Genomic DNA, 18,814 nt, shown 5'->3' on the forward strand with positions numbered 1-18,814 from the left:
CCTTTCTAGTAAAACTCATCTGGTAAAATCGTCTCACCCAGTTTAATATTATCCTTGTAATCAATTGGAATATCAATGAGTACCGGACCGTTTTCGGCTTCTTTCAGAGCTGTTTTCAGAACAGCATCAAACTGCTCCTTGCTGTCAGCACGGTAGCCCTTGGCACCAAAACTTTCAGCATATTTGACAAAGTCAACAGACCCGAAATCAACGCCCGATGAACGGCCGTACTTCATCTCCTCTTGAAATTCAACCATATTGTATTTGCCGTCATTCCAAATGATATGAACGATAGGCAGCTTGAGACGAACCGCCGTCTCCAGCTCCTGCCCGGAAAAAAGAAAGCCCCCGTCTCCCGAAACAGAAATAACTTTGGTATTGGGGCGCAAAAGACTGGCTGAAATAGCCCACGGCAAAGCAACACCCAGAGTTTGCATGCCGTTTGAAAAGAGCAGATGGCGGGCTTCATAGCTCTTGAAATAACGAGCCATCCAAATATAGTGGCTGCCCACATCAACGGTGACAGTCATATCATCGGTGGTCTGACTTTGCAGGACATCAATCACATCAAGCGGATGGACAAGTCCCTTTCTTGGTGTCTTATCAAATTTGACATCTTCTACCACATTGTTGCGAAGGCCTTTAAGGTATTCCACTGAACCATCCGGAAGCTCATAGCCGTTGACCGCAGGCAAAAGCAGATCCAGTGTTTCTGCTATGTCGCCAATCAGTTCACGCTCAGGCTGGAAGTAGGTATCAATCTCAGCAGGAGCTACATCAATAACAATAATGCGAGCTGAGATTTCAGCATTCCAGTTGCGGGCTTCGTATTCGATTGGGTCATAGCCAATCGCAATAACCAGATCAGAGCGTTTAAGCAGCATGTCTCCCGGCTGATTGCGAAACAGACCGACACGGCCAAAGAACGTATCATCTTCTAAGTCACGTGAAACAATCCCCGCTCCCTGGAAGGTCTCAACAACCGGCAGTTTGACAGCGCCCAGCAGCCTGCGGATAGACGCTGTAACGGGTGCTGCTGATGCACCGTTTCCTAGAAGCAAAACAGGAAGAACAGCATTTTTAATAGCCTGCGCTAAATAATTGATATCAGCAACAGATGCAGATCCCAGTTTAGGGTCTGTCAGAGGTTTAATGGCTTTAACAGAAACAGGACTGTCCGTCACATCCTGAGGGATTGAAAGAAAACTGGCTCCCGGTTTTCCAGCCTTAGCCAGACGATAGGCATTGGCAATATTTTCAGAAAGTGTCTGCGGATCCTGGACCTCAGCCGAATACTTGGTAATCGGCTCCAGCATCGCTACATTGTTCATAGATTGATGGGCACGTTTTAAAAGATCCCCCCGCTTAACCTGACCGCCGATCGCCAAAATGGGGTCGCCTTCAGCTGTCGCTGTCACAAGACCGGTCGCTAGGTTCGAGATACCGGGCCCGCTGGTTGCAATAACGACACCGGGTTCTCCGGTAATACGTCCGATGCCCTGAGCCATAAAGGCAGCATTTTGTTCATGACGGGCCACAATCAGCTCAGGCCCCTTATCCTCCAAGGTATCAAAGACACGGTCAATCTTAGCGCCGGGAATGCCAAATACATACTTGACATCATGATTAATGAGGCTGTCAACAATCAAGTCAGCCCCATGGTTTTTCTTATTGTTTTCTGTCATTTAAGATCCTTTCTTCACAAGTTTCATGTCAATTATACCACAGATTTTTCAAGACTTTGTGAATTTTTATTTGTGAATTTCTGAGCGAAATCATGAAAACACTTTCAAAAACAAAGGTTCGCTTTTTTGTTTTCTCAGAGCTGCTCCAAAAGGTCTGCTATATCGCTGTCATCAGGCACCAGCTGCAAGTAATTATCAGCCAAAGATTTAGCCTTTTCTTTATAGCCAAATTCCCGCAGAATGTAGATATAATCCTTGAGAAATTCCGGATTATCGCCCAGATCTGCTGCCAAGTCATCGTAAATCCCGAGAGCTTTTTCATCAGCGTCCAATGCTTGATAGGCTTTAGCAATGTTCCACTTAGTCAGCACATTGTCAATAGCCTCGCTGTCTAAGTTTACCACTTCCTCAAAGCGCTCTTCTTCCAAATACAGATTGCTGAGCCGCATCAAAATTTCTTCGTCATCCTCAGCAACATCCAAGGCCTTAAGCAGATAGTCTTCTGCCGCTTTTTTATCGTGCAGCTCGTAAGACAGCTGTGAAGCTAAGAGCAGCAGCCGGCTGTCAAATTCATTTTTAGCGATCCCCTGCTGCAGCACGCGCAAGGCATCTTCTGTTTTGTGTTCGGCATGAAGAGAAAGGGCATAGACATATTCATAACCCGCAAAATCAGGATTCATAGTATCCAGCTGCTTAAAGTAGAGATTGGCTCTTTGATATTCTTCCTGATCATAGAGAAGGACAGCTGTTTCAAAGACCGTTTGGTCATTGAATTCAATTTCGACGGCCTTTTCAAAAAACTCAACTGCTGCTTCAAATTTTCCTAAACCGGAATAAGCACGGCCGATTCTTTCATAGGTTGAAATACCTGTTGCTTCCAGAATGTCCCGGTTATCCAGCTGAGCATAGTGATCAACCGCCTCCTGAAAAAGCTCTAAGTTCATTTCGATTTCTGCCAGGCCAAAAATCACAAGAGGATCCTGACTGATGCGGCTGGCCTCAAGCATTTTTTCTCTGGCAACATCTGTCAGGCCTTCTGCATCATATAAGTCAGCTTTAACCAGAAGCGCTGCCAGATAATCAGGACTCTCTGGAGCAATGGCATCCAGATACATAAACGCCTCGTCAGTCTGGCCGTCTTCGCTAGCAATCTGCGCCAGATTGATATTGACTTCAGGGAAATCAGGCTGCAGCTGCAGATAAATCTCTTTAGCCTGCGGGTAAAATCCAATAGACTGCAGATATTCTGCCAAGGACAGAAGCGTTTCTGCATCATCTTCTCTCAGCGCCCGTTTTAAATATTTTTTAGCATGCCCCAAATCTTGATTTTGAAGCGCTGCAAGCATTTTTTCACTATTTAACATCTTCTTTACCGACCTCTTCTTCTTTTTCATAAAGTCCGCTGACAGGCTTGTACCATTCAAAAATCTCTTTGGCAAGAACTTTCAGAGAAGCATAGACAGGAATTCCTAAGAAAACACCCCAAACACCAAACATAGAACCTGCTGTCAGCAAAATAAACATAATGGTAATGGGATGGATACTGAGTTTGCTGCCCAAAACAAGCGGTGACACAAAGCGCCCTTCAATGGTCTGCTCAATGGCAAAAACCAATATGACTTTCACCACCATAATCGGTCCCTCAACCAGTGCCAAAATTAAAACCGGAATCGTAGCCAGGAAACTTCCCACATAAGGGATCAGATTCAAAAAGCCGGCAAAAATCCCGAACGTCACAGCATAGCGCAGGCCAATGATACTGAACATCAGCGAAAACAGAAAGCCAACAATAATAGCCACCGTTACCTGACCCTGAACATAGCTTGCCAGCTGGCGGCTGACATCACTGAGAACGCGGTGAGTCGGCTGGCGCATTTTTGTCGGCAGATAAGAAATAAAGGCCTTTTTCATCTTGCTGCTGTCGCGTAAAAGGTAAAAAACAATAAAAGGCGAAATCAAAACAGAAACCGTAACACGCGCAAGCACAGAGGCAAAATTCCCTGCCCAGGTTACAGCACCTTTAGAAAAGGACTCTGCATAATCGACAGCCTTCTGGCTGAAATCCGTAACCGTCTCTTCGATTTGCGGGCGAAAGCTGGCCAAGGTATCATTTTTTAAGAGATCCGACACTTGATCATCAACAGACCTGACATAGCTCGGCAGCTGCCTGATAAAAGAAGACAGCTGGTCATTGAGCATAGGAAAAAGATTCGCCATTCCCCAAATCAAAAGCCCTGCGATTGCCAGAAAAACAAGCGTAATGGCTGTCACACGGTTGGTTCCCCGCTTCTCAATAAAATCAACAATAGGCTTTAAAAGGTAATAAAGCAAAGCTGAAATAACCAAAGGAAGCATAATAACAGCCATGAAAGAAATGACGGGCTTTAAAATAGGACTTATTTTCGTGAAAACAAGAACATTCAAAAAGACTAAAAGCAAGACCAGCAAAACGGTCACGGCTTTGTTATTTAGAAACCATTTAAAAAACCAAGTCACATCAAATTTTCTTTGATTATTATCCATCCGTATTCTCCTAACAAGTATTTCCTACTTTATGTCTGAGGGTTTTACAGCTATTTGCCATAAAACGTCACTTGTTTATCAACGAGTTTTTTCTGATCATAGGTAAATTTAGCCGAGAAAAAAGGAGCATCCTCTAAAATCCATTTAAAAATTTCATAATCGCCTTCCCAGGTCGGCTTTTGAAGAACCTGATCATAGGGAACCCAAGCAAGTGTTCCTTCTCTGCTTTCTTCATCCGAAATAAGCTCGCCGGCAAAATCGGTCACCTTAAACACATAAGTATACCAATCGTGGCCCGGTGTAAAGTCTGGGAAGGTAATCACACCTTTGAAGTCCATTTTTTTGACTTTCAGATGCGTTTCTTCAAAAATTTCCCGACGCGCGCACTCATCGGGACTTTCTCCTTTTTCTATTTTACCGCCGACACTGATCCACTTGCCCTCATGCACATCGTTTTCTTTTTTATTGCGGTGCAGGAGCAGCAGCTCACGTCCGTTATCAATATAACAAATCGTCGCTAACTTTGTCATTTTTTTGTGTCCTTCCTTTTCTCCTTTATTATTATAACAAAAATTATGCTATAATTTGGACAAGAAACTAAAAGGACGGCACAAATGATTGAAACAGTTTATTTTGGAACTTATACCAAACGCACATCAAAGGGTATCTACACCGCTCGTTTTGATACTGAGACAGGACATTTGTCAGATCTGGAGCTGCTCGCAGCTGAAGAAAATCCGACTTATCTGGCTTTTGATAGGCAAAATCATCTTTTCAGCGTCTCAAAACAAGATGACAAAGGCGGGATTGCCAGCTTCACTAAAGACGGCCAGCTTATCAACCGAGTCTTGGAAGAAGGCGCTCCGCTCTGCCACCTGAGTGTTGATTGTAAGCGCCGCTTGGTTTACGGTGCCAATTATCATAAAGGAGAACTTCTAATATACAGTATTGCTGATAACGGTGCTCTCCGTTTGCTGAATAAAGAAATCCACCACGGATCGGGAATACATCCTAACCAAGCCAGCCCTCATGTTCATTTTGCAGGCCTGACACCCGATAACTGCCTTCTTACTTGCGATTTAGGAACAGACTGTGTGACAACTTACACTGTCAGCTCAAGCGGTCAGACAGCTGAGATCGGCAGCTATCAGGCAGCAGCTGGTGCCGGCGCCCGGCACATTGTCTTCCATCCTCATTTAAAAACCGCTTATCTCGTTTGTGAGCTTAACGCCAGCATAGAAGTCCTAACTTACAGCGGCTGCGGGCAGTTTACACACCGCCAAACTATCTCCACTCTTCCGCAAGCCTATAGCGGTGAAAATGCCTGCGCTGCTATTCGCATCAGTTCAGACGGTAAATTTGTCTACGTCAGCAACCGCGGGCATGACTCCCTTGCAGCCTTGAAGGTCACTGGTGATGGTGCTTTAGAATTCCTGCAAATCATCTCAACAGCAGGCAGGCAGCCGCGTGATTTCAATCTCACGCCCGATAACCATCACCTGATTGTCGGCCATCAGGATTCTGATAACATTACCGTTTTTAGGCGTGACAGCCAAACAGGACGACTGACAGAGCTCAGCCATGACTTTAAAGCTCCTGAAGTGGTTTGTGTAGCCTTTAAAAATACGAAAGTGTGATGGACATGCTGGTAAAATTAGGTTTAAAAACCAGCAGCGACCCCGAACAATTGGAGAGCCGACTGATTCATCAGCCCGAAGTACTTGAATTTTATACGGATCAAGATGTTTTTTTAAAAGACGGGCTCAAACGCCTGAACAAAGCCATCCAAGAGGTTAAAGCGCGCGCTACAGATAAAATTATTCTCCATCAGCCTATGACGTTTCAAGGTGACTTTCTGGAGATGATTGTGCCTGAAGAACTTTTTCCTGAAACCTTTTATTTCTTGGAAAAATCAACCGCTGATCTGCTGCAATTAGCATTTGACCACAATGTTCAGGTGTTGGTTCACGGCTCTTACACAATGCGCAACAAGGCTGTGATGTCTTATTACGGCAGCTGGGAAGCAGCAAATCAACACCTTTTTGACCGGCTGGATAAGTTTTCAGACTTAGGCCGGGAGCACATCATGTTTGAAAATTCTATCTCACCCCTCTTTTACTTTGGCGATCCTGACTATGATGCTCTGCTCTTTGCCAAAAACTACCGACTGGCCTACGATCTTTCACACGCCTTTATCAAAATGCAAGGGAGCAACCCCAAACTCCTTGCTTCACTGAAAACTTTAAGAGACCATATTGTTCATTACCACTTGGTGGATTCCATGGGCAAAATGCATGACAGCCTGCCTTTGGGGCAAGGAAAGATTGACTGGGAAGCCGTTCTTAAGCTGCTCAATCCAAATGCCACTTCTATCTATGAAATTAATCTTAAAAATCTGCTGGATCCTATTGAACAGCTGCAAAGCCATGATTTTTTGCTTAGCCTGTCACAAAAATAAGGGCAGGACTTCCAAATTCAGGGCTTTTATGGTTTAATAGAGAAAAAGAAATGAGGTAAGCCTATGAACCCAACTGAACTGTTTAATCAGGTCAAAGAACTGATTGAAAAACGCGATTTCTCTGCTGCTCAGGATTTCATTGATCAGCATAAAAACGATCTGGGAGATTACTTTGATCAGGCGAAAGCCCTGCTTGACGGCGGCAAGGGGCTGGACGGCCTTGCTGACAAAGTCAAAGGACTTTTCGGCGGGAAATAAAAAGCGAAAACGTGCCAGAATTTGACACGTTTTTTATGAACTCAACTATACAAAATCCTTGTTCTGTCTACTAAAAATAGATGCGGCAAGGATTGCTTATGCTGCTTGGCGAAAAACCCAAGCAGCTTTTTAGTTAATCACTTTCTGAGTTTTAGCGTAGTTAGCTTCAACGGCTTCTTTTTCAGCTTTCCACCAGTCTTCATGCTCAGTGTACCATTTGATGGTATCTTCCAAACCTTCCTCAAAGTTGGTGAATTGCGGTTTCCAGCCGAGTTCTTCACGCAGTTTGGTCGAATCAATAGCATAGCGTAAATCATGGCCCGCACGATCCGTCACATGGTCATAAGCATCTTTGGGCTGACCCATCTTTTCAAGGATGAGTTCAAGCACTTCCTTGTTATTCTTTTCACCGTCAGCACCGATGAGGTAGGTCTCACCAATCCGTCCTTTAGTCAAAATAGCCCAGACACCTGTTGAGTGGTCGTTGGTGTGAATCCAGTCACGGACATTTTTGCCGTCACCATAGAGTTTTGGTCTGATCCCTGACAGGATATTGGTGATTTGGCGCGGAATGAATTTTTCGATGTGCTGATATGGTCCGTAGTTGTTGGAGCAGTTGGAAATAGTTGCCTTGACACCGAATGAACGCACCCAAGCCTTAACAATCAAGTCAGAGGCTGCCTTGGTTGATGAGTAAGGTGATGAGGGGTTGTATTTGGTTTCCGGCGTGAATTTTTCACCTTCGCCTTCACCATGACCCGGCAAGTCTTCACGCAGAGGTAGATCTCCGTAAACTTCGTCAGTAGACACGTGATGGAAACGAATATCATACTTACGGGCAGCTTCCAAGAGTGTGTAAGTGCCCACAAAGTTCGTGTAGATAAATGGCGAAGGATCTTTGAGCGAGTTGTCATTATGGCTTTCTGCCGCATAGTGGACAATGGCATCTGCTTTGGCAGCTAGTTTGTCTACTAATTCGCTATCCGCGATGTCACCGACAACCAGCTCCACACGATCACCGAGAATCTCTTCAAGGTTGGCGCGGTTTCCGGCGTAAGTGAGCTTGTCAAGGACAGTCACATGGACATCTGGATGATTATTATAAACGTAGTGTACGAAATTTGAACCGATGAAACCGGCACCGCCGGTTACGATAATGTTTTTAAATTCAGTCATGTTTTCTCCATAAGATACAAAAGGCATGAAGAAACGTAAGAAAGATAGATCTCCGACAATATATGCCTGTGCACTAGCTTTTCTTCAGCACTTTCAGCCTGTTTTGTTTTAAATTTCTTTGTATTGGGATTGTTTGGCCAGCTTTTTTACAAGTCTTCTTTTTTGAGCGGTTTAACGTCTTTCAGCAGTGGGTGATTTTTATCGGCTTCTGAGACTTCCGCTTCTTCAAGATTTTCCCATTTGATGCCGAGACTTGGGTCAGCGTAGTCGACAAAGGCATACTTAGGTTTGAGTTCCAAGGCCCAGTAGTCATTGACCAGATAAGTGTAAGCTACCTTGTCAGATAAGACCTGAAAACCATTGGCCACACCGCGCGGAACAAAAATCCCTTTTGAGGCATCAATAACTGTCTGGTAGACATTGCCAAAGGTATCACCCTCACGCAGGTCAACCCATGATCCAAGGACTTTACCTTCGTCTGCTACTGAGATGTACTTGTCCCAAGGTTCCGCATGGAGACCGCGCAGAACATTTTTACGGGAGAAAGAGATATTGTTTTGCAGCTTGCCCTCAGCAAAGAAACTCTCCGGAAAACCGAGCGGCAGCATTTTTTCTTTTTGGAAATTTTCCTTGAACCAGCCGCGGCTGTCCCCGTGAACAGGAATATCAAATTCGATCATCCCAGGAATTTCTTCAATTTTGCGGGCAGCTAATTCTTTTTCAAAAAAGTCTTCTGTCATTAAGCTTCTCCAATCAGACGGAGCAGGTATTGTCCGTATTCATTTTTCTTGAGGGGCTGAGCGAGTTCACGTACTTGCTCTTTAGTGATATAGCCCATGCGGTAGGCAATTTCTTCGAGGTTGGCTACCTGCAGGTTTTGCATGCGCTGCACGGTTTCGATGTATTGAGCAGCCTCCAGCAAGCTTTCATGGGTTCCTGTGTCCAACCAAGCAAAGCCGCGCTCCATGACTTCAACAGACAAGTCTCCGCGGTCAAGATAGGCCTTGTTAACATCTGTAATTTCCAATTCCCCGCGAGGGCTCGGCTTGATGTTTTTGGCAATCTCAACGACATCGTTATCGTAGAAGTAAAGGCCTGTAACCGCATAGTGCGATTTAGGTTGTTCCGGTTTTTCCTCAATAGAAATGGCATTCATTTTGTCATCGAATTCAACCACCCCAAAGCGTTCTGGGTCCTTGACCTGATAGCCAAAAACTGTTGCTCCTTTTTCCTTGCTGGCAGCCTTTTGCAGCATGCGGCTGAGACCCGGACCGTAATAAATATTATCTCCTAAAATCAGGGCTACGTTATCATCACCGATAAATTCTTCGCCAATGATAAAGGCCTGCGCAAGTCCGTCCGGACTTGGCTGTTCAGCATATGACAGGTTAATGCCAAATTCTGAACCATCCTGAAGCAGTTCCTTAAAACGCGGCAGATCCTGCGGCGTTGAAATGATCAAAATGTCTTTGATTCCCGCCAGCATCAGAGTTGAAAGCGGATAGTAAATCATTGGTTTATCATAAACCGGCATAAGTTGTTTTGAAGCAGCGCGAGTCAGTGGATACAGGCGTGTTCCAGAACCCCCTGCAAGAATAATACCCTTCATTCTAGGTCTCCTCTTTATAATTAGTCATCTTACATTTTATCACTTTTTGTTAGCGGTGTCACTAACTACCCTTAATCACATAGTTGCAGAGACTGTAATCACCGGCCGGCAAGTCTAAAGGCTTACCCGTCAGCATTTTGACCAGCTGATCGGCTATGAGTGGACCTGTTGTCAGACCCGAAGACCCCAGACCGCTTGCAGTATAAACATGCGGCAGCCCAGACACTTCTCCAAAAAACGGCGCAAAATCACTGGTGTAGGCACGTGTTCCCACACGGGCGCTTGTTGAGGCTGCGTCTTTTAATTTTGGAAAATAAAGCTGCGCTTCTTTTTCTAATGCATCTAAACGGTCATAATCAACGCTTAAATCAAACGCTTGATCGTTCTCATGAGTAGCACCTATACTGACCTTGCCCCCGGCAAAGGGAATAATATCCAGTTCACCTTCCGGCATAATAACCGGATAACGCTCCGTTTGCAAATCTTTAAAAAAGAAATCTCTCAGCTGACCTTTTTGCGGTCTGACATTGACTTTATAACCCAGCGGCTCCAGTATTTGAGGCAGCCAGGCGCCGCAGGCGAGCAAAACGGCGTCAAAAGTCCGGCCGGAAACATCGTAAGAGCCATCAGTTTTGACTGTTAAGACAGCTTCTTCGCGGACCAGATCAGCCTGACTAGCTGCAAGAAGGGTCTGTGTCAGCTTGGCACCATCAACACGAGCTGCTCCGGACGCATAAAGCAGGTTTTCAAAACCGGTCAAATCATCCAAATCTCTATTAAGTTCCGCTCGCTTTTGCAGCTGCAGCTGTCCGATCAGGGCAGACTCTTTTTGCCGCTCTTTTCCTATCTGATAAAGTTCTTTTAGCTTATCTTCATTTTTCTTTAGCAAGAAGACGCCTGCCTGGTCATAAAAATCAGCCTCATAACCATCTGCTTGCAAATCAGCCACTAAGATCTGATAAAAATCCGCACCCAAACGTGCCAAACGATACCAAGCTTTATTGCGGCGCTTAGAAAACCAAGGACAGATGATACCTGCAGCAGCCTTGGTAGCCTGGCCGTCACCTTGGTCAAAGACGGTTACCGATAGATCTTTTTCTTTAGACAGGTAATAGGCAGCTGTTGATCCTACAATCCCTGCACCGATGACAGCAACTTTTCTCATCAAAATATCCTCATGTTCAGCTTTACTCCCAACTTATTTTTTGTCAGTGTCTTCCTACAAATGGTAGAAGGGATTGGTATTGGCCTGACTGATCAAAATCTCAATATCCCAGTTATTTTCAGCCTTCCAGGTCTCGAATTTAGCAGCCAGTTTTTCGGCAAAAAGCACTTCAATGTGATGGCCGGGATCCAAAGCCAACAGGCCGTTTGTCAGCATTTCCTGTGCTGTATGGTAATAGATATCTCCAGTGATATAGACCTGAGCCCCCTTAGCCAGCGCATCAGGATAAAAGCTCTGAGCACTGCCGCCGCAAATGGCTAAGCGCGATATCATAGGATTATCCTCAGCATACGACACCAAGCGAATGCTGTCCAAGTGAAAAACCTCTTTGACCTTCCTTGCCAAATCTTCAAAGCTTGTCGGTGCAATGTCTCCGATACGCCCAATGCCGTAGCCGTCCTTACTTGGGCTTAAAATATCACGGTTGGTAACTCCCAGCAAATCACAAAACCAGTCATTAAGCCCGTCGGGAACAATGTCAATATTGGTATGGCTGACATAGACGGCAATGTCGTGCTTGATCAAATCAATATAGAGCTGATTTTGCGCAGTCGCTGTCAAATCTTTTAAGGGCCGAAAGATTGGAGCGTGCTTGACAATGAGCAGATCTGCCTTTTGTTCAATAGCTTCAGCAACCGTTGCCTCGCGCACATCAAGCGCCAGCATGATGCGGCTGACGTCTTTATCCAAAGTCCCGATTTGAAGACCTGATATATCTCCTTCAAGCGACAGCTCCTGCGGACAGTAAGCCTCATAGCGTTCAATAATGTGCTGTGCTTTCATCAAGCACCTCCTTAATCTGATGTATTTTCTCCGTTAGAGTCAGCCGATCCTGCTTGTTTGTCTCAGGAATTTTTTCTAGAGCCAGCTCCAATTTAGACAGCTCTTTTTGCCACCTTGCCTTAAAAACAGCTGACAATTCCTGCCGCAAAAAAGGGCCAAAGCGCAAATCTGCAGCTGACAGATTCATTTGCCCCTGCTCAGTTACTATTATTTCATAGTATTTTTGCTTATCGGTCACTATCTTTTCAGCCGTAATAGCAAAACCATTGGTCATCAGCCAAAGGCGCAGCTCATCTTCGCAGTTATTGGGCTGCAGAATCAGCTGCTTTACCAAAGACAGCTTAGCCCTTCCTGCTTCTAAAATCTCTGCAATCAGCCGTCCGCCCATACCGCAAATTGTAATGACATCAATGCCATCTGGTTCTGTCATTGCTGCTAAACCGTCGGACAGACGGACATCCACACGATCTGATAAACCGGCTTCAACCGCATTTTCTAAGGCAGAGCTGTAGGGACCTTCTGCCACCTCACCGGCTATGGCATAATCGATATGCCCTTTTTCCAGCAGATAAAGAGGCAGATAGGCATGGTCGCTTCCAACATCAAGAAGCCTTGCACCCTTGGGTACAAAGCCTGCAATTTCCTGTAAACGTTCAGAAAGACTGATGCCCTTCTTTTTATCTCGCATCTGAGTCACTCCATAAATTCATGGCAGACAGAAAATCGTCCGAAACTGTCACATTGGCCGGATTGGCTTCTTCACGCTCCTGCCGTCTCTCTTCAACCTGACGCAGGGTCGTGATGCCTTCCCGGCGCCAATTTCTCAAAATAGCCTGAATGTAATTCCAATTCGTTTTGCCGTTAAAAACAGCTTCCCGCAGGGCTGCCCGAACAAGATCGGGATCTGTCTTGTCATCTGCAACCGTTTTTTCCAAGTCTTCCAATTCAAAGGGACTGAGGAGCCGCCCCAGCTCTCTTTCAAAATCCTCAACTAAATCTTTGAAAGCATTGCCGCCGGCAGCAGCCGGATTAGACTGGCTCAGGCTCTGTTTAGGCTGTTCCAATAGGTCATCCAATTTTTTCAGCGCCAAAGTTGCATCAAAAATCACTTCACTTTCACCGTCCAGCTCAATGGTTTTCATGGCTAAGAGCTCCTGACTGATCAAGTTTGAAACACAGCGATTGACCTCGGCTACGGTCTTGCCGACTGCAGCAGCAATCTGACTGGTGGCAATTTCTTCCATATTAGTTGTATTTTGCAGATAGAAAAACTGCCAAATCAAAAAGTCTTCCGTGCTGCTGAAAATATCTTTGTAATGAAAAAGCAAGGCACTCGGCAAAACCAAGTTCCCTGATTTATAATGTTGCAAAAAGCTCATAGAACCTCCTTACAGATAGCCATAAAATGAAACATCCTTTTCCAGCTCCTCCAAGCGATAAGGAGTTTCTTGATAAACGGCATAATTAATCCAATTACTAAAGAAAGTTGCAGCAGCAAGATTCCAGCGCATTTCCGGATGAGATTGCGGGTCATCATTTCGATAATAGTTGCTTGGAATCTTAGGATTTTTACCGGCCTTAATATCACGCTTATATTCGATTCCTAAGGTCTCCCGGTCATATTCCAGATGGCCGAAACTGTAAATTTCCCGCATGTCACGGCTCGACAAAATAGAAAGCCCTACCTCATCGCCGCTGGCAATCACTTCGAGATTTGTCTTATTGATGATATCCTTTAAGAGAACTTCCGTATAACGTGAATGAGGAGCAAGGAACCAATCATCAAAGCCCCTCATCAAGGGACTGTAAGGTTCTTCTACTTTCTGCCGATAGATGCCTGAAAGTTTGTCACCCATCTTAACCTTATCAACGCCATAGCGGTAGTAAAGCCCAGCCTGAGCTCCCCAGCAAAGATGCAGGGTTGAATAGACATGGGTCTTAGACCATTGAAAAACCTGACAAAGCTCTTCCCAATAGTCAACTTCTTCAAAAGGCAGCGTCTCCACCGGTGCTCCCGTAATGATCAAGCCATCATAAAACGTTCCTTTGATGTCCTTTAAGGTTTTATAAAAAGTCTTCATATGTTCAGCCTGCGTATTTTTCGAATGGTGGCTGGTCATATACAAAAAATCAACATTCATCTGCAAGGGCGTATTGGCCAAGAGTCTGAGCAGCTGAGTTTCCGTTGCTACTTTGGTCGGCATCAGATTCAAAATCAGAATGCTCATAGGCCGTATATCTTGATGAATCGCCCTTTTATTATCCATGACGAAGATATTTTCAGACTTTAGAATATCCACCGCAGGTAATTTTTTATCGAGAGTAATTGGCATGAAAATATCTCCGTTTCTACATAATATCTATTTTAATATTATAAAGCAGGGAGATATAGTTTTCAAATATATAATTTCTCTAGTTAGATATAGAAAACAGCTATAGCTTATCTTTAATAATGAATGAGTACCTTATAATCGTAATTGCCGATAGCCTTGCGCCCTTCAAGCTCATCAAGCTCAATCAGAAAGGCACAGCCGGCAACAATGCCTCCCAGTCTTTCAATCATTTCAATCGTTGCCTTAACGGTTCCGCCAGTTGCCAACAGATCATCAACAATCAAGACGCGCTGTCCCGGTTTGATAGCATCAGCATGCATCGTCAGCGTATCAATACCATACTCTTTTTCATAATTTGCTTCAATCACCTTGCGCGGGAGCTTCCCGGGCTTACGGACCGGAGCAAATCCGATGCCCAGCTCATAAGCAACCGGACAGCCGACAATAAAGCCGCGTGCTTCCGGTCCTACAATCATATCAATCTTTTTGTCTGTCGCATACTGGACAATTTCACGAACAGCATAGCTATAGGCATTTCCATTAGCCATCAAGGGACTGATATCACGAAAAAGGACTCCTTCTTCCGGGTAGTTCTCAATAGTTGCAATGTAATCTTTTAAATCCATTTTCTTACTTTCTAGGGCAATCTGCCAAAAAATCTTTTACTCTTTATTATAACATATTAGCGATAAAAATAGAACTACGCATCTTCCCTCTGAAAACAGAAAAAAACTCTCCTCACGGCTTTTAGTGAATGGTGTTTTTTCACTGTCCGCTGTGAGGAGAGTCTGTCACTTTCGTTCCAGACTGATCCTGAAACTATAAGGTCAGATTAAAGGCAAGACTTAGTCTTCCTGCCCCGATGTCAGATAATCATAAATTTCCTGCGGTGTGCCCAGAGCCATCAGCTCCTGAAATTTGACAAGCCGCTTTAAGTCCTGATAAATATGACTTTCAGCAATATCGCGTTTATCAGCGTCCTTATTGACAGTCATAATACCGTCCTTTATGGTGACAAAATCCAGTTCATCAAAAATCTGGATCATCTTGACAAGGAGAATCTCAGGAATATTGAGGTAGCGGCTCAGCTCTTTCAGCTTATAGCGGACATCAAATTCAGGATACTGGTAGATCGTCTTATAGAGCTTTGAAAACTGCTCACGCGTTCCATAGCCGGTCAGATAATAGCGGTGCTTAATATTATTTTTGAAGTAAATTGCTTCAAAATGGCGATCAGCAAACAGTGCCAGCAGGTCCCTTTCATTTTCAGGGACTTCCAGCAGGACCACAGCCTTACTAGCTGTTTTATCATCTAAAATCGGCACAGCTTGAGGCAGGGCGCTGCTGCGCGAGCGAATGTCCACCAGCTGAATACCTTCAATCCGAGCATCTACCAGCATGAGCTGAAGGCTGGTATTGCCATTCCACTGATTGACAGATAAGGTCACAGCCACTTCTAAATTCTGAGCCTGCTGGAATTCCTGAGCCAGAGCTCCCTGATTAAAGGCAATCAAATCAAACTCAGATGCTTCCTGAGCCAGACGAAGCTTAAGATGAGTACCAGCTTGCCCCATTGTTCTGGCCTGCTTCACCTTAAAATCCTTTACCAGAAAAACCGGTTTGGCATTATCCATTCCAAAGGGCGCCAGTTTTTCCAAACCTTTAACTGTTTCAAGACTCAGCTGCGGCAAAGAAAGCTCGGCATCAATCGTCAGCAGGTTCTTTTTAGAGAGGTCAATATGGTGTTCTTCAATGTAGGACACGAGGACTTGTTCAAGTTGTTCCAGTTTGTCGGCTTCCAGAGTCATGCCGGCCGCACCGCTGTGCCCGCCAAAAGCTGTAAATAAGTCTCTATGTTCATTTAAAGCCGCAAAAATATTGACTGCATCCAGACTGCGGGCGCTTCCTTTGGCCAAACCATTTTCAATGTTAAGGACAATTACCGGCTGGCTGATTTCTTCCATGATACGTCCTGCGACAATGCCTAAAACACCGGCATGCCAGCCTTCTTTGGCCAAAACCTGAGCAGGTTTTGTTTTGTCCACCATAGCCATGGCTTCATCAAAAATCGTCTGAACGATAGCTTTGCGTTCTTCATTTTTGTCATTAATCATGACCGCAATCGACCTAGCCTCATCTTCATCAAAGCCCGTCAGCAGCTCTACAGCAGGATTGGGATCGTCCAAGCGTCCCAGCGCATTGAGCTGCGGAGCTACTTTAAAACCGACAGTCTCTTCATCAATGCTGTCCGCCTGAACATCTGAGAGATCCAGCAATTCCTGCAAACCGATACGCTCAGTCTGCTTCAGCATTTCTAAGCCGTATTTAACCATGACACGGTTTTCGTCTGTCAGAGAAACCATATCAGCAATCGTTCCGATAGCCACTAAATCCAGCATTTCTACAGGAACAGACTCTAACAGAGCGCAAGCCAGTTTAAAAGCAACACCGCAGCCTGCTAAATAGTGAAAAGGATAGGCTACATCCGGATGTTCCGGATGAATAATGGCGTAGGCATCCGGCAGCTCCTCAGGCATACTGTGGTGATCTGTAACGATGACATCGACCCCTTGTTCTTGGGCATAGGCGATCGCTTCGTTGCCGGCAACACCATTGTCTACCGTAATGATCAGCGAAATTCCCTGCTGCTCAATAAAATATTTGTAAACACTTTGGTTGGGACCGTACCCGTCTGTAAAACGGTTGGGTAGATAGACTTGGCATTCTGCGCCCATCATCTCCAGTGCTTCTTTGACAATAGAACTGGATGTCATGCCATCTGCATCATAGTCGCCGTAGATTAAAATAGCTTCATCAGCTTCGATAGCTCGGCGAATTCGCTCAACCGCTTTTCCCATATCATTTAAAAGATAAGGATCGTGAAGCTGAGACAAATCCGGGTGTAAAAACTGCTCGAGAACATCGGCTTTTTTAAGGCCGCGCCCATAGAGAATCTGAGCTGCCGTCTGATTGAGCTTTTCTTTTTTTATCAGTTCAAAAAAGCCATCATCTGGCTTTTCTTCCTTTATTTTCCAATCAAATTTGGAGGTGATCATTTGTAATTAAATACCTTTCTGGCTAGAAAATCCGATAATCTTGGAAAAAGGGTATAGGCTTTGTGTGCTGCCTTCAAGGTCCAGGGCAGGTTAAGCTCCCGTTTGTTCTGTCCTAAAAGTGCAACTACTTTTTTAGCCACATCGCTCGGCTGCAGGGTAAATTCTTCAACACTTTTCAAATAAGTACCGCTGGGATCGGCCTGATCAAAAAATTTCGTCGCAATCGGTCCGGGATTGACCGTAGTCACATAGACCCCCTTGTCTGCCAGCTCCAAGCGCAGGGCATTGGAAAAACCGATAACGGCAAATTTGGTTGCTGAGTAAATCGTTGATTTGCTTGTAGCAATCAGGCCTGCCATGCTGGCAATATTGACGATATGGCCCTTGCCTGCTTCGGCCATCTTTTGACCGACAAGACGTGAAAAATTAATGGTCGCCAACGTATTAACATCAAACATTTCTCGAATGTCACTATTTGAAAATTGATCAAAATCCTTGAACTCACCAAAACCGGCATTGTTGATAAAAATATCAATGCGTCCGAATTCTTGATAAATCGTATCAACCATAGCCTTTACAGCCTCATCATCTGTAATGTCAACCGAAAAACAGCTCACTTGCTTGCGGTGAGCATACATGGTTTCCAATTTTTCCTTGCTTCGGCCGAGCAAAACAAGCTTGTCTGTCTGAGGAAGACGCTTGATTATCCCCTCAGCGATTCCACCGGATGCTCCGGTGATTACAATAATACGTTCGTTCATAGTTTTACTTCTTCTAAGTCCCTGACAACATGGACATCTTCAAAAATTTCCTGAGCATCGCTTCGCATTTTGCTGATATCCCGCGACAAAAAGCGGGCACTGATATGATTAAGCAATAACTTCTTAGCCGAAGCAGCCTTTGCTACTTTGGCTGCTTCCATATTGGTAGAGTGGCCGTGACGCTTGGCTAATTTTTCATCTCCCTTGCCATAGGTTGATTCATGAACCAAAACATCTGCCCCCAAAGCCAGACGAATACTGGCATCTGCTCTGCGGGTATCTCCCAAAATGGTGACAACTTTTCCTTTTTTGGGAGCTGAAACATAATCTTTGGCAATAATCTTTGTTCCGTCTTCCAGAACAACATCATGGCCATTTTTTATTTTGCCAAAAAGCGGACCAAAAGGAACACCTGCAGCAGCCAGCTTTTCAGCATCAAGCGCGCCTTCCAAGTCTTTTTGAACCACACGGTAACCCACACAAAAAATCGTGTGATCCAGCTTTTCAGCATAGACTGTGAATTTATCCGTTTCAAGAATCTTACCTAGGTGCTTATCATTAAACTCATGGAAATAAATGCGATAAGGCAGATGGGCACCTGAAGCCCGCAAACTGCTCATTACCAGTCCTTTGATCCCGACAGGACCGTAAATATCCACATCGGTCTGTTCTTCATTGGCCTGAAAAGCACGGCTCGATAAAAAACCCGGCAAACCAAACACATGGTCGCCATGCAGGTGGGTGATAAAAATTTTTCTGATTTTACGCGGTTTAATTGTCGTTTCTAAAATCTGGCGCTGCGTTCCTTCTCCGCAGTCAAACATCCAAATTTCATTGATTTCATCTAAAAGTTTTAAAACAAGGCTTGATACATTTCTGGCTTTAGCCGGCTGACCGGCGCCAGTCCCTAAAAATTGAATTTCCATACTGACTATACTTTCTGTTTA

General features: G+C 44.8%; 19 protein-coding genes. 3 read left to right on the plus strand and 16 right to left on the minus strand.

Annotated features, from left to right (window positions below):
- Positions 1 to 5: 5 nt before the first annotated feature.
- The 4 genes from alsS to AC4HAN_RS03980 all read right to left on the minus strand — a co-directional run bounded on the left by alsS (position 6) and on the right by AC4HAN_RS03980 (position 4,738).
- Complete coding sequence (gene alsS, locus AC4HAN_RS03965; RefSeq protein ID WP_491091301.1) at positions 6 to 1,685, minus strand: acetolactate synthase AlsS; 1,680 nt, start codon at positions 1,683 to 1,685, stop codon at positions 6 to 8.
- 134 nt (positions 1,686 to 1,819) lie between these two features.
- Positions 1,820 to 3,049, minus strand: a complete 1,230-nt coding sequence (locus tag AC4HAN_RS03970; protein WP_491091302.1) for a tetratricopeptide repeat protein — start codon at positions 3,047 to 3,049, stop codon at positions 1,820 to 1,822.
- Positions 3,039 to 4,208: an AI-2E family transporter gene (locus AC4HAN_RS03975; RefSeq protein ID WP_491091303.1), complete on the minus strand. Its 1,170-nt coding sequence runs from the start codon at positions 4,206 to 4,208 to the stop codon at positions 3,039 to 3,041. Before AC4HAN_RS03975 ends, AC4HAN_RS03970 begins: the two co-directional genes overlap by 11 nt.
- 50 nt (positions 4,209 to 4,258) lie before the next feature.
- Positions 4,259 to 4,738 (minus strand): NUDIX hydrolase, encoded by a 480-nt coding sequence (locus tag AC4HAN_RS03980; RefSeq protein WP_491091304.1) that lies wholly within the window; start codon positions 4,736 to 4,738, stop codon positions 4,259 to 4,261.
- Positions 4,739 to 4,822: 84 nt separating this feature from the next.
- Here AC4HAN_RS03980 and AC4HAN_RS03985 point away from each other — a divergent pair, with 84 nt between their 5' ends.
- The 3 genes from AC4HAN_RS03985 (at position 4,823) to AC4HAN_RS03995 (ending at position 6,924) form a co-directional block, all read left to right on the plus strand.
- Positions 4,823 to 5,845 (plus strand): lactonase family protein, encoded by a 1,023-nt coding sequence (locus tag AC4HAN_RS03985; RefSeq protein WP_491091305.1) that lies wholly within the window; start codon positions 4,823 to 4,825, stop codon positions 5,843 to 5,845.
- A 5-nt stretch (positions 5,846 to 5,850) separates the two neighbouring features.
- A complete protein-coding gene (locus AC4HAN_RS03990; RefSeq protein ID WP_491091306.1) occupies positions 5,851 to 6,666 on the plus strand; it encodes a sugar phosphate isomerase/epimerase family protein in 816 nt (271 codons plus the stop codon).
- Positions 6,667 to 6,729: 63 nt separating this feature from the next.
- On the plus strand, positions 6,730 to 6,924 hold the full coding sequence (locus tag AC4HAN_RS03995; RefSeq protein WP_491091307.1) for a hypothetical protein: 195 nt from the start codon (positions 6,730 to 6,732) through the stop codon (positions 6,922 to 6,924).
- 129 nt (positions 6,925 to 7,053) lie between these two features.
- On the opposite strand, the gene rfbB is transcribed toward AC4HAN_RS03995, so the two are convergent.
- The 12 genes from rfbB to rnz all read right to left on the minus strand — a co-directional run bounded on the left by rfbB (position 7,054) and on the right by rnz (position 18,793).
- On the minus strand, positions 7,054 to 8,100 hold the full coding sequence (gene rfbB / locus AC4HAN_RS04000; RefSeq protein ID WP_491091308.1) for a dTDP-glucose 4,6-dehydratase: 1,047 nt from the start codon (positions 8,098 to 8,100) through the stop codon (positions 7,054 to 7,056).
- A 146-nt stretch (positions 8,101 to 8,246) separates the two neighbouring features.
- The gene (locus AC4HAN_RS04005) at positions 8,247 to 8,840 is read right to left on the minus strand and encodes a dTDP-4-dehydrorhamnose 3,5-epimerase family protein (RefSeq protein ID WP_491091309.1); all 594 of its coding nucleotides are present in this window, start codon (positions 8,838 to 8,840) and stop codon (positions 8,247 to 8,249) included.
- Positions 8,840 to 9,709, minus strand: a complete 870-nt coding sequence (gene rfbA, locus AC4HAN_RS04010; RefSeq protein ID WP_491091310.1) for a glucose-1-phosphate thymidylyltransferase RfbA — start codon at positions 9,707 to 9,709, stop codon at positions 8,840 to 8,842. Before rfbA ends, AC4HAN_RS04005 begins: the two co-directional genes overlap by 1 nt.
- Before the next feature lie 61 nt (positions 9,710 to 9,770).
- Entirely contained in the window at positions 9,771 to 10,874 is a 1,104-nt protein-coding gene (locus AC4HAN_RS04015) for an NAD(P)/FAD-dependent oxidoreductase (protein ID WP_491091311.1), read from the minus strand.
- 54 nt (positions 10,875 to 10,928) lie between these two features.
- Positions 10,929 to 11,717 carry a Nif3-like dinuclear metal center hexameric protein gene (locus AC4HAN_RS04020; protein WP_491091312.1) on the minus strand — a complete coding sequence of 263 codons (789 nt, stop codon included), beginning with the start codon at positions 11,715 to 11,717 and terminating at the stop codon, positions 10,929 to 10,931.
- Positions 11,695 to 12,405 carry a tRNA (adenine(22)-N(1))-methyltransferase gene (locus AC4HAN_RS04025; protein WP_491091313.1) on the minus strand — a complete coding sequence of 237 codons (711 nt, stop codon included), beginning with the start codon at positions 12,403 to 12,405 and terminating at the stop codon, positions 11,695 to 11,697. The genes AC4HAN_RS04020 and AC4HAN_RS04025 overlap by 23 nt, the downstream gene beginning before the upstream one ends.
- Positions 12,395 to 13,096, minus strand: a complete 702-nt coding sequence (locus AC4HAN_RS04030) for a DnaD domain-containing protein (protein WP_491091314.1) — start codon at positions 13,094 to 13,096, stop codon at positions 12,395 to 12,397. The genes AC4HAN_RS04025 and AC4HAN_RS04030 overlap by 11 nt, the downstream gene beginning before the upstream one ends.
- Positions 13,097 to 13,105: 9 nt before the next feature.
- Positions 13,106 to 14,050: a homoserine O-acetyltransferase MetA gene (metA, locus tag AC4HAN_RS04035; protein WP_491091315.1), complete on the minus strand. Its 945-nt coding sequence runs from the start codon at positions 14,048 to 14,050 to the stop codon at positions 13,106 to 13,108.
- A 113-nt stretch (positions 14,051 to 14,163) separates the two neighbouring features.
- Complete coding sequence (locus tag AC4HAN_RS04040) at positions 14,164 to 14,676, minus strand: adenine phosphoribosyltransferase (RefSeq protein WP_491091316.1); 513 nt, start codon at positions 14,674 to 14,676, stop codon at positions 14,164 to 14,166.
- A 219-nt stretch (positions 14,677 to 14,895) separates the two neighbouring features.
- A complete protein-coding gene (recJ, locus tag AC4HAN_RS04045; RefSeq protein WP_491091317.1) occupies positions 14,896 to 17,106 on the minus strand; it encodes a single-stranded-DNA-specific exonuclease RecJ in 2,211 nt (736 codons plus the stop codon).
- Positions 17,103 to 17,867 (minus strand): SDR family NAD(P)-dependent oxidoreductase, encoded by a 765-nt coding sequence (locus tag AC4HAN_RS04050; RefSeq protein ID WP_491091318.1) that lies wholly within the window; start codon positions 17,865 to 17,867, stop codon positions 17,103 to 17,105. The genes recJ and AC4HAN_RS04050 overlap by 4 nt, the downstream gene beginning before the upstream one ends.
- Positions 17,864 to 18,793 carry a ribonuclease Z gene (gene rnz / locus AC4HAN_RS04055; protein WP_491091319.1) on the minus strand — a complete coding sequence of 310 codons (930 nt, stop codon included), beginning with the start codon at positions 18,791 to 18,793 and terminating at the stop codon, positions 17,864 to 17,866. The genes AC4HAN_RS04050 and rnz overlap by 4 nt, the downstream gene beginning before the upstream one ends.
- Positions 18,794 to 18,814: the final 21 nt, after the last annotated feature.

The sequence above is a fragment of the Streptococcus sp. ELY_86 genome, from assembly GCF_058314495.1.